This is a genomic window from Aquimarina sp. AU474 (genome assembly GCF_900312815.1).
In the GTDB taxonomy this organism is placed as follows: Bacteria; Bacteroidota; Bacteroidia; order Flavobacteriales; family Flavobacteriaceae; genus Aquimarina.
Window position 1 is genome coordinate 338,483 of sequence record NZ_OMPE01000008.1, and the last position, 11,657, is coordinate 350,139.

The window sequence follows — 11,657 nt, forward strand, 5'->3', positions numbered from 1 at the left end:
GAAGTCTTTTTTATTCTATAATAAAATCTAAAGTATAGTTTTTTGGATGATTCGAGATCGAAGGTTTTTCAATATTCTGATCAAACATTCTTTCTAAATTGTTTCCAGCCAAATCTTCGATTCTAGAATTACATATAATTTTATACGTATCAGCAATCCAAGGCAGGAGAGGAGTAAAACTTAATATAGTTTCTGCATTTTGTAATGTCCATGTACCCATTACTTCTTTACCGTTTTTATCCTGTATGGCAAGACTATGTATAATGCTACCATAATCTAGTGATTCGTTACAGTGTACGGTTAGATCTGATATCGAATTTGGCATAGGAGTATCAACTGTCCACGTGGTTATTTCGGGTTGTTTTCGATCTGCTTTTTCAATTTCAAAATAATGCACATAATCGTTTTGCATTGGGGTGCCATCTTTGTTTTTTAGCGTTTTTTGAATCCATAGGGTATATGATTTACCAGTTTCAAAAACCGCTCCTAACTGTTTATTAGGAATGAGATCACGTTTCTGTCTTCCTGGCTCTACCCATATAGTTAAAAGTTTACCATCATCACTCACAAGGGCGTTGTTTAATGCAAGAGCAGCCCTTGATAAGGTATCTCCTTGAGCATTTCTAAATTGTACGTGTTTATATACCCAGGTTTCATTAATGGGTTCAGAAAATTGAATATACCATTTAAGAATATTTGCGGGTATTTTTTTGGCCGAGGGATAGACAGATGTTACCGTTAGATATGAATAAGACTTAGGTATATTAATCTTAAAATACTCAATAAAATCGTCATATACTATTGTGTATTCTTGATTTATGCTAAAAGGTACTATGGGTGCGAATTGAAGGTTATCAAGATTAACAACAATCTGCCCCAAAATGGCAGAGGTGTTTTTAATTTCTTTTTCGGTTAGATGACCTCGATATATTTTAACGATATCAGGCGAACTAGAATATCTAGATATTGAGATAGATTCTTTATTAAAACTAAATTCCAGAGATGATTGTGCTAATATCTCTGGAATATGAGTTAAGACTATTAAAATACAGATGAGATTTCTCATGCATTATGGGTATGACTATTTTAAATGAATCAAACAGTATACTTTATTTCTGAATCCACCAACTACTTCCTTGTTTCAAAGCAAGATTACCCGAAGATTCTCTTTGTATGATTACAAAACCATTATCACCATATGCATCTAATTGCTGTACATTTACAAAGGGCATATTAACATAGGCAACCCCTTCAGCGGCTCCTTTTATGGTAACGGGAGTGGTCATTGTTTTATCAAAAGCTTCAAGATCAGAAAAATCAAGACGCATTAAAGGTCTATTACTATTTGAAATAAGAAGATATCGAGTTTCATCACTTTTTACTTCAACAATGTCTAATGGAGAATTGCCACTACCCAACTCGGCAACTGTTCTCCCTTTATTGTGTTGGCCAGATTTGATATCATCTGTAGGGAAAACAACAAGAGGTGTACATGTATAAGCCGCTACAATATGAGATTTACCTTTTATGGTAGTCGGGATAAATGTTTTAATAGGAGCATGAGTCTCATATTTACCATGTGCAGCATGATAAATCTCTAAAGAACCATAATCTTGTTTTTCGGTAAAAGGAAAATCAATAGATCGAAAAGTCGAAGCAAATTCTTTATTGCTCAATCCTGATAAGAATATTTTTCCTGAAGCATATTTTATATCAGCTACAGCCCATTTTCTAAGTGCTCTACCTCTTTTATCTTTAGCATCTTTGGTAACGGCATCTACCAAAGCTATTTTACTGTACGAAGCATTATTTAAATCCACTGGACTTAAAGAATTGTTTTCAATCCTAAAGAGTACCGGAGAACCCGAGCTATGCGAAACTGATATGTATATATTCTTATTTTTTGGATTTACAGCCATATCTGTGATCTGTATTTGATCTAATGCTGTCCCTAGTTTATCCGCAATCAATTTATCCAATTGATCAATTTTTACTTTAGAATTATCGACTTCCGAATGATTGCTAACATCAAGGGCTACGATTTGTGCCGATTTGCTATCTCCAATAAATAGGATATTCTCAGGGCCAAAAGTAATGGCATTGATAGAGGTAATACCAGGGTCTCCAGTTTTAAAATTCTCTTTAAGAGAAGAAATGTCATTTGCTATGCTCTTTGTGAAAAATAATGTCAGAAGAACAACGAAAGTTATTAATGTTTTCATGAGATAAGAATTATAGAATGATCGTTGATTCTAAAAGTAGATAAAAAGTGGTGCGTCTACAGTTAAAGAAATAACAAAATCTTTATGTAGTACGTATTAAATATATCTTAAAGAAATACAATATAGAATAAAGAACACTTTAGAAAAATGGGATGTATGTTGTAATGACTTACTTCTTAAAAATCGTAATAGTGGAGTAGTAGATGTTTTGCAGAAGGATTAAAAAGAAAGAATTCAATAACCGAAATGTTGTTTCCACATATTAATTTATTGCTCCTTATGATCAAGGATATCTTTTATTTCGACTCCCATATAATCAGCGATTTTTTGTAATCGTTCAAAGTCCTTAACCAAATTTTTTCGTTTCACGACATAATCTCCAGCTTGTGGGCTAACCCCAAGAGCTTTAGATATACCGTACACTGTTTTTGCTCCTTTACTTTTTCTTAAGAGCTTTTTTAATTTCTTGTTAACCATAATAAAATAAGTAAAAAGGAATCAAATATACAAATAAATTTTTATTAAAAAAATACTTGAATATTAAAAATTTATATGTATATTCGTGAAATACAAATTCAAATCATCAACTATGAAACTTTTATTAGCAACAATGTTGTTTTGTGTGACCTTCGGGAACGCTAAATCATTATCTACAGAGCCTACGAATTCAAAAGAGAAAAATGCTACCGAAAAGAAAAAAGATGGAGGAGAAGGAACTTTTGAAAATAAAAATGTTCACTCTGTAAAGAAGTGGAAAATTAATATCGAGTACACCAATGGTAGTGTGATTTCTAAAACAATAGTTGTGGATAAAGATTCAGACTTAAGCGCGTTAGAAACCGCTTTTATGGAGGCTGAGAAACATTTGAAAGATGTTAAAAATATTAAAGATTATAGTATTTCTCCTGTAACCAGTGCATATGTACTACTAGCAGAGAATTAAAATATATATCAATACCCTGAACTAACCTTTATGCAAAGGAAAACGGCTTCACAGTTGTTTTCCTTTTTTTTTATTGATTTGTGTAACGTTTTCTTGATTCCATATAATATCTACTCCAATTTGGCTTATTTTGGATTAAGAAATTGGTGTATTTTAAAAAAACGTGGTACATTTAACCTACTTCAATCGTCATGTTTACCCCATATATGTATTAATAAATTGAGAACATCGTATCATTCTTAGTAATCGATATTAGATGTTTGTAAATGTCCTTCTTCAAAATGTTTTGCCCTAGGCGTGGTTGATGACAATATGTTTAATTAATACAAAGTGTATATACATTAATTAAATAGGGTTAACATGACACATAAAAAACCAATTGCCGATTTACACTGCCATCCTAGTATTAAACCTTTTAGGAATAAAGAGCAGTTCAAGAATATATGGGTTCATGGCAGAAATAAAGAACCAAAGGATTATTTTAAAACAATAAGCATTAGGAAATGGATCATAAATGCAGTTTTAAAAAAGATGGCTACTTTTTCGCAATCTAATCTTGATGATTGCTATAAAGGGGGGAATCGACTAGTATTTTGCTCAATTTACCCTTTCGAACGACCTTTTTTACGACCGGATAGACCATTTTCTAGAGCCAAGCGATTTCATAGATTTGCTCTTAAAGTTTTATTTAGAAAAAAGGTATACCCGTGGGGTATCAAAATTGATGTCAAAATTAGTAGTCTATTATCTGGGGGATCTTTAGAGTGGTTGCAAAAGGTAATTGATAGAATACATAGAGATGGTGTAGAATACATCAAATATTATGATGAATATATTAAAGAACGCGACTTTATTTTTAATTACGATAATACTACTTCTCCTAATACACAAGACGGTGTTACTCCAAAATTTTGTTTGGTAAAGAATTATGAAGAATTACAAACTAAAAAAAATAAAGATGTTATATGTGGTGTATTTACAGTAGAAGGGATTCATTCTTTTGCGAAATACAAACGAAGTAATCTTTTGTTTGCGAATAGTATTGATGACCTATCGGATAATGATCAAAACCGTTTAAAAAGGGAATTTACAAATAATATAGTGCAGGTAAAGAAGCAAAAATACCCGCCTTTTTTTATTACGCTTTCACATCATTTTAATAGTCTAGTTGCAGGTCATGCGGCTAGTTTTGCAGATCATAAATTTATACAACCTGGATTTAAAGATATTTTTAATCAATTACCAGGAATGAATACAGGAATAACTTCTTTTGGTGAAAAACTTATCAGAGAATACCTGTTATCAAGAGAGCATGGTCCAAGAATTTTAATAGATACCAAACACATGTCTATAAAAGCTCGTAGACGTTATTATGAAATGATTAATGAGATTAGAAAAGATGATTCTTTACATGAAAACATCCCTATTATTAGTAGTCATACAGCTGTAAGTGGTATTTCGACATTACAAAAGGCTGAGGAAGAAATCGATTCGAGACCTTCGGATAAGCACTCATTTGTGAGTAGGTATGATATTAATATTACCAACGAGGATATTATAGAAACCTTTAAATCTGATGGTTTGATAGGAATATGTATGCACGATGGTCGAATGCCAGGGGGTAAATTCAGAAAAAAAATTAAACAAGCCGGTAAAGACAGAAAAAAATTGAAAAAGCTTCATGTACAAATGTTTCTTACTAATGTATTTCATATTGTAAAAGTAAATCTCAATTTTATTCGAGTGGAAAATGAAAATAGAGTAACGTCTAAAATAGAAGAAAAAGATGCCTGGAAAATCATAGGTTTAGGTAGTGATAATGATGGAATAGTTGACCCTTTTGATCATTATGATACTGCGGCCGATCTTACAGATTTTAAAATGGATATCGTTAATTTCATTGACAATTATGACCATCCTGATAATCATAATTATAAGATTATAACCTTAGGCGATAATGAGCGCAAAGAGGGCGAACTTTCGGGTGTAGAAATTCAAGGATTTTTATTAGGACAAACAGCTGCAGAGGTTGCAGATAGGGTTTTTTACAATAATACAGATATGTTTTTGAGTAAATATTTCACGCAACATTACCTAGAATCTGTGGTTCCAGATTTAGTAGTGTAACATGTTATTTTATTTTAATAAAATTTTGATATTAAATTTTAAGTATTAACAAATCAATATATTAACGTAAGCAGAGTATATCTGCTAAAATATACCGTGGATTGGGTATTTTTTATAACCAATGATTAACTAATTTTGTAGAAGAGCATAATAATTAAAAACTAAATTTAAATGACCCGAACAGAAAGAGGTGTTAAAGAAGTAGTAGCTCAAAACAGTAGATTTTCTTTTGATGAGATAAAATTATCAGACCCTATAGATAAATTCATTTCTTCTTTTATGGCGGATAGATTAGCAAGAGAACTTAAACGAAAATTTGAGGAAATAGATACTACATCTGTAACAAATGAACTTTTCGTGAGTATAAAAAAGATAGCTGATATTGTTGTTAAAGTTGATTCCTATACGATATGATACAAAGAGCAATTTTTACACTAGTCATTTGTTTGCTTTGCGCTAGTTCGTATAGTCAAGTAAAGCTTTTTTCTATTGGATACGGAAAAACTTTTGTATCCAATGATTCTACAACGGTTAATTTAACTTTGGATTTGAATAGAATCCCTGGTCAAAGTGAAAGGGCGGGAGGTTATTATTTTGTAAATGATGTTATAGGAACCAAAGGTTGGGGATATTACATAAAACCTACTATAGATGTAAATATTGGTAGTGGTGTTTCTAGCTCTCCTAATAATATATCATTAGGTGTACCTATAGGTTTGGTATATGATTTTAAGAAAAGTGATATCGGGATTTTCTCATTTTATCTAGAAGGATCTCCCGAAATGATTGCAGATAAGACATTTAAAAACAATCTACATTATTTGTCTATTAACGCATATTTTAAATATGAATTCTTGAATGACGATATTTTGATAGATGTTTGGTCTGGAGTAACCAATGCCAATGGGGTCAGGAATCAGATAGAACTTGAAACCGATTCGTATGGTAGACTTACTATTCCGTTTTTTTTAAAAATGAACTTTTGGAATGCAATATCACCTAAAGAACGAAAATATAGAAGAGTAAACTGGATTAGCTCGCTTAAATATAATTATGTTTATGAGGATAACCCACTAATTAATCAAGATGATAATTATTTTTATTTCAGTAGTAAATTAGATATATACATTACGCCAAATGTAGGATTTAATGTTACTTATTCTAACGGACAAGAGGAGCCTTTATTTAAAAGAAATAATGCGATTAGCTTTGGTGTAACACTTGCAAAATAATACGTAGATGTTCTATTTTAATATGGAAAAGATTCTAATTATATTTAATCATCTATTATTGTCATTTATTTCTCGCAATATGACGATATTTAAATATTCAATTCAGAAATTCGTTATTCTCAAAGAAACAGTATGAGCAAAAGACAAGGTGTATTTATAAGCTATAGCAAGAAAGATGCTAAATGGTTAGATTATCTACGAACACATCTTAGTTATTTAGAACGAAAGTACGAATTTACAATATGGGAAGATTCAAGAATAGAAGCTGGAGCCGATTGGCGTAGTGAAATACATAATGCTATTAATAATACCAAGGTAGCAGTTTTACTGGTAAGCGCTAATTTTATTTCTTCAGAGTTTATAGGATATGAAGAGTTACCCGCTTTGTTAAGTATGGCCAAAGACGAAGGGGCTAATATTTTTATCATCATCGTTAGTCATTGCATGTTTTCTGATATAGATGCTATTTCAAAATTTCAGGCTATTAACGCACCTTCCGAGCCTTTGGTGAGTATGACTGAAGGTCAAAGAGATGCTCTTTTTGTAAAAGTAACTCGAGAAATTAAAAAAGTATTGGCATCTAATACGCATGAGACGCTGCTTCATAATTCTGGCACTGTTACAACAATAGATGACCTTAGAACATCTTTTTTAAGAGTTCTTATTATGAATATTTTTTATAATAACACCAATGATAAAGGGTTATCTATAAAAGATGTCTATGTAATTTCAAAGATTGAAAAAAGAAAGTATGTTGTTAAGATAATTCATGAATTAGAAACTTCAGAGATTATCTATAAAACTAAGGTGAACAAAGTAAATCATTATAAGTTAACAGAATTTGGTTATGCTTTTATGAAAGAGCATAATACACAAATTGATTAAATTACAATACTTGGTTGGCTTACCTTAATTTCTCCAGTTTAACGTCCTGAGCGAGACGGATTTTAAAGCAAACCAACTCAAATACGAGTACATTTGGCCATCAATACTTTTCGAACTTTTCTTTTCTAATTTTGAAGATGTTAACGTTTCTCCAAAACAAAATGTACTATCATCTACGTTTCTGCGCCAGACGACAAGTTTGTTAAAAAGTTCAATCAAAAATTGATGCACTGCCAGTCGTCCTGGAGGACGGTTCAATCGTATGTTTAAATTTGGTTTGTACATGATTAAATGATTTAATAATTAATACTAATTTAAATATCAAATTGTGTGCCGTATTTTGTGATTTTCATATGTTGTTTTTTACTTGTTTTTATAGGGTGATACAAAAAGAGTTATTAAACGCTTTTTAACGATCTAAAATTGTCGATTTAATTTAAAATATAATGGTAATAAAATTCTAAAAATTGTTTGGTCAAAACCCTGTTAGGCCTTTGTATCTATGACCTATGGTAAGATTCGAACAAAACAGAAAGTAGGGATGATTGTATCATGATTTCTATATATTGTTACCCTGCAAATTTACGGCTATTATCTTAAAAAAGCAAAAGTGGATACCGCCAAATTTTTGTGTGATTACAGTATGTATTTATATGTCAATTAGAGGGTAATTGATTGAGGCATAGGTTATAACTAATTTTATCTTTTAAAATTGTCATCAAAAACAACTGTTTCCGTTTCAGATTGGTTGACTTTAAGATAATTTACTTCTCCGGCTCCCAAAAAGCGATACCGAATACCCACTAGTCTTCCTAAAGACTCATGATAGGATGTAGAATAGATTTTTTTATTATCTATAAAAACAGTAACCTTCTTTTCTTTAATACTGATATCGATATTTTTGAAATCAGAAAAATCTGTTCCAAAAGCGGATAAGTCATTTTCTTTTCCTTTTAAATAGACATCATTTAGCATTAAATTAATATCTGATACACAGCCAGGGATCGAAAAAGGAATAACGAATGCCCCTGTACTGCCTAGTACATAAATTTTTAAGGTTTGACAAACTGCCCATTTTTCTTGGTAGGAGTTTTTAACAGATGTGCTAATATGTATATTATTTGCGGGGACTTTAAAATCCTTTACTAGGTGAAAAGTAGAAGTAAGAGGCTCTTTATTAGATTTGATTTCATCAATAACCAATCTTGGAAGAGACAAGTTCATATGCATTATATCCTTTGTATAGATATATTTTGGGACCGGTTCATAATCTACTGTTCCAATCCAATCATCGGATGTAATAAATAAATCATGTTCTTTGGTAATTTGTCCATCAATCAAAAGCTTTGCTCTAAAGTAACCAGGAAAATAATATATTCCTGTTGCTTGTTTCTGGTTTGGTTTTATTTTAATGGTTTTGGTTTCATCCCAGTACTGTTGAATATAAATACTATCAGAGGAGATAGTACCTATATCATAGTTGAAAACAACAGAATTAGGAAACCCATTGGATATTGGTTGACTTCCAAAAGATATTTTTGAAAGATCTATTGGTGGGATAGGATCTTTTTTTGATCCGATCATAGAAAAGAAAGAAATAAAAGCAATGGTCATTATTGCAGCGGCTGTGGCTATGATTCCTATATGCTGAAGTACTTTTTTTTCAAACCAAGAAGATCTCTTGGTATTGTTTTTATTTTTAAAATCTCTCCAATTATCATAATTTGCAAATTTCGAAAGCGTATTTAAAGTGCTTATACTAGGAGCACTTTTATAAGCTACTTTACCCCAAACTCGCTTTAAGGTTGTTGGACTTAGTAGTATTTGTGTTTTCTCTTGAATAATTTCACTCAGCTCAATAAACACGTCATTGTGCCATTTATCTGAAGGCCCCCAATCAAGTTGTATTTCAATTTCTTGAAGGCATTTTTGTACTATTTTATGTTCTGGATAGGTATTCATATTTCATAAACAAAAGTCACGAAAAATTATGACTTGAACAACATTGAATCAACTTGCACGAACTTGTTTTCATATAGAGTATAATAGAATAGAAATTGCAGAAAATCTAAAAACTTATTTTCATGATCAGGTTAATCACACTCATACTCATATGTATGTCCTTTACTTCTAAATCAAATGCTCAACAAAAAATTCCATTAGATACAGTGCATTTGGAAATCAATGCTCAAACGTACATTTTGGAAAAATATAAAGGTAAAGATGCTATTTATATCCAAAGGGGCTTAGCTTTTTTAAAAGATACAAAATTCTTAAACGGAACGATAGAGTTTGATGTATATCTTACCAATCGACAAGGCTTTCCTGGTGTTCGGTTTAGAGCTGTAGATAGAAATAATATGGAGTCATTTTACCTTAGGGCTCACTTATCCGGTAAGCCTGATGCTAATCAAGCGGCACCAGTGATTAATGGTATCACACCCTGGCAATTGTATTTTGGTCCGAGTTATTCTGTTGCTTATGAGTACAATTATAATGATTGGACTCATGTAAAACTTGTGATAAATGGTCGTAGAGCTCAATTATTTTTGGATTATTCTGCTGTGCCTCAGTTGTCATGGAATCTTATACGAGAACCTAAAGAAGGAGAAATAGCAATAGGTGGAGGAGGAGTAGCACCTATGCATTATGCTAATCTTACCATCGACAAAAGTAAATCTGAAATCATAGATTTTAATCCTGTTAAAAGAAAACCAATTGATGGGTTAATTCCGGAATGGGAAGTTTCGGATATGTTTGAAGAAACTTTATTAGAAAACATAGATGGGATTAAAAACTTAATTAATTCAAGATCTTGGGGTAAAAAAATTAGAGTTGAAGAAGGCACGGCTGCAAATATTGCACGACAAACCGTTTTAAGAGATGGCACTAAAAAAAATACCGTATTTGCTAAAATTACGATCGACTCAGATAAAGATCAACTAAGACTATTTGACTTTGGTTATAGTGATAGAGCAGTAGTTATCCTAAATAATGAGCCTATTTATAAGGGGAATAATAGATGGCGTTCAAGAGATTATAGATATTTAGGTACTATTGGTTTATTTGATGCGGTGTATTTACATCTTAAAAAAGGAAAAAACATACTATTAGTGGCAGTATCCGAAGATTTTGGTGGATGGCTAATAACCGGAAAATTTAAAGATAACAATGGGATAAGGGTAAACTAGAGGACTCTTACGTTTTAGAATTTTATTGCGCAGTATCTAATATAGCAGATTGGCCATTTAATAGTTTCCAACCACTTTTACGTTTAATTAGAGTTCCTGATTCAATGATTTTAAATTTAGAAGAAACTCCAGAGGTATCGATCATATGGCTATTTACAATACCAGAAAAATTAGCAATATCTTGAGTGAGCGGAAAAATAGTAATCGTATCCCAATCAAATGATACGGTTTGATACGCTTTTGCATTTTTTTCAAGAATATGTTTCACAGAATCATAGGATAATGCAGAAGTAAATCTGGGGGGTACCCAGAAAAAATCATCAGACGAATCCAAATATTTGAATTCGGCAGTGAGCCCTTCTTTTTTAATGTCATAGTGATAATTATCAAACATTAAAAGAACGCTTTCTTTTACCGAATCTTTATCAAAATCTTTAGGTTCGTTTGATGAATTACAAGAAACAAATATTAAAGATAGAATTAATGTATACAATAGTTGCTTCATTATTTTTTATTGAAAAGGTTACACTTTTTGAAATAAATCGTTCCATAGTTTTCTTAAATCCCAATAGTCTCGTTGAGAAACGAAAGAACCTTTATCAAACCTGATAACACTTACTGCAGGAATCTCAATATATCTACCTGTGGCTGGTTTTTGCATAATTTCTCCGGTATTTGTGCCTTTTTGAATCCATTCTACCATAGCCAAATTTTCTGAAGCCGTTATGCCTTTAACCACAAATTCTAAATCTGGAAACGCGTTATAAATACCTTGAGCATATCCTAAAATAGTTTTTCCTTTAATGCTATCATTTAATAAGGGATCAAAGAAAGTAGTATGTTCACCATACAGTTTATGAAGAGCTTGAATATCTTTTTGATTCCAAATATCGATGATCTCTTGGGCTTTATGTTTTAAGTTTTCCATAGTACGTGTTTTAGATCTAATTTTGGCCTTGATTCAAAAATAACACTTATCCTTTTAGAAACATTAATAACGCATACTTAAATATTTAGTATGCGTTATTAGTGTCAAATTGTGTTTCAATATTCTCTG

The 11,657-nt window shown here is 31.4% G+C and carries 13 protein-coding genes; 6 read left to right on the forward strand and 7 right to left on the reverse strand.

The window, feature by feature from the left end; all coding sequences use genetic code 11:
- Positions 1 to 10: 10 nt before the first annotated feature.
- The 3 genes from DK508_RS11315 to DK508_RS11325 all read right to left on the reverse strand — a co-directional run bounded on the left by DK508_RS11315 (position 11) and on the right by DK508_RS11325 (position 2,699).
- Positions 11 to 1,066 carry a hypothetical protein gene (locus tag DK508_RS11315; RefSeq protein WP_109300871.1) on the reverse strand — a complete coding sequence of 352 codons (1,056 nt, stop codon included), beginning with the start codon at positions 1,064 to 1,066 and terminating at the stop codon, positions 11 to 13.
- A 43-nt stretch (positions 1,067 to 1,109) separates the two neighbouring features.
- On the reverse strand, positions 1,110 to 2,222 hold the full coding sequence (locus DK508_RS11320; RefSeq protein WP_109300872.1) for a hypothetical protein: 1,113 nt from the start codon (positions 2,220 to 2,222) through the stop codon (positions 1,110 to 1,112).
- A 267-nt stretch (positions 2,223 to 2,489) separates the two neighbouring features.
- On the reverse strand, positions 2,490 to 2,699 hold the full coding sequence (locus DK508_RS11325; RefSeq protein WP_109300873.1) for a helix-turn-helix domain-containing protein: 210 nt from the start codon (positions 2,697 to 2,699) through the stop codon (positions 2,490 to 2,492).
- Positions 2,700 to 2,811: 112 nt separating this feature from the next.
- On the opposite strand from DK508_RS11325, the gene DK508_RS11330 reads away from it, so the two are divergent.
- The 5 genes from DK508_RS11330 to DK508_RS11350 all read left to right on the forward strand — a co-directional run bounded on the left by DK508_RS11330 (position 2,812) and on the right by DK508_RS11350 (position 7,409).
- Complete coding sequence (locus tag DK508_RS11330; protein ID WP_109300874.1) at positions 2,812 to 3,165, forward strand: hypothetical protein; 354 nt, start codon at positions 2,812 to 2,814, stop codon at positions 3,163 to 3,165.
- Positions 3,166 to 3,525: 360 nt separating this feature from the next.
- Entirely contained in the window at positions 3,526 to 5,292 is a 1,767-nt protein-coding gene (locus DK508_RS11335; protein ID WP_109300875.1) for a hypothetical protein, read from the forward strand.
- Between the two features lie 171 nt (positions 5,293 to 5,463).
- Entirely contained in the window at positions 5,464 to 5,706 is a 243-nt protein-coding gene (locus tag DK508_RS11340; RefSeq protein WP_109300876.1) for a hypothetical protein, read from the forward strand.
- Positions 5,703 to 6,524 carry a hypothetical protein gene (locus tag DK508_RS11345; RefSeq protein WP_109300877.1) on the forward strand — a complete coding sequence of 274 codons (822 nt, stop codon included), beginning with the start codon at positions 5,703 to 5,705 and terminating at the stop codon, positions 6,522 to 6,524. The genes DK508_RS11340 and DK508_RS11345 overlap by 4 nt, the downstream gene beginning before the upstream one ends.
- Before the next feature lie 132 nt (positions 6,525 to 6,656).
- Positions 6,657 to 7,409 (forward strand): toll/interleukin-1 receptor domain-containing protein, encoded by a 753-nt coding sequence (locus DK508_RS11350; RefSeq protein WP_109300878.1) that lies wholly within the window; start codon positions 6,657 to 6,659, stop codon positions 7,407 to 7,409.
- A 24-nt stretch (positions 7,410 to 7,433) separates the two neighbouring features.
- Here the strand turns inward: DK508_RS11350 and DK508_RS21105 are convergent, their stop codons facing one another.
- On the reverse strand, positions 7,434 to 7,694 hold the full coding sequence (locus DK508_RS21105; RefSeq protein WP_160114657.1) for a hypothetical protein: 261 nt from the start codon (positions 7,692 to 7,694) through the stop codon (positions 7,434 to 7,436).
- A gap of 414 nt (positions 7,695 to 8,108) precedes the next feature.
- The gene (locus DK508_RS11355; RefSeq protein WP_109300879.1) at positions 8,109 to 9,371 is read right to left on the reverse strand and encodes a hypothetical protein; all 1,263 of its coding nucleotides are present in this window, start codon (positions 9,369 to 9,371) and stop codon (positions 8,109 to 8,111) included.
- Positions 9,372 to 9,493: 122 nt separating this feature from the next.
- Here DK508_RS11355 and DK508_RS11360 point away from each other — a divergent pair, with 122 nt between their 5' ends.
- Entirely contained in the window at positions 9,494 to 10,600 is a 1,107-nt protein-coding gene (locus tag DK508_RS11360) for a hypothetical protein (protein WP_160114658.1), read from the forward strand.
- 22 nt (positions 10,601 to 10,622) lie between these two features.
- Here the strand turns inward: DK508_RS11360 and DK508_RS11365 are convergent, their stop codons facing one another.
- Positions 10,623 to 11,105, reverse strand: a complete 483-nt coding sequence (locus tag DK508_RS11365; protein ID WP_109300881.1) for a hypothetical protein — start codon at positions 11,103 to 11,105, stop codon at positions 10,623 to 10,625.
- Positions 11,106 to 11,123: 18 nt separating this feature from the next.
- Positions 11,124 to 11,528 carry an ester cyclase gene (locus DK508_RS11370; RefSeq protein WP_109300882.1) on the reverse strand — a complete coding sequence of 135 codons (405 nt, stop codon included), beginning with the start codon at positions 11,526 to 11,528 and terminating at the stop codon, positions 11,124 to 11,126.
- Positions 11,529 to 11,657 lie beyond the last annotated feature (129 nt).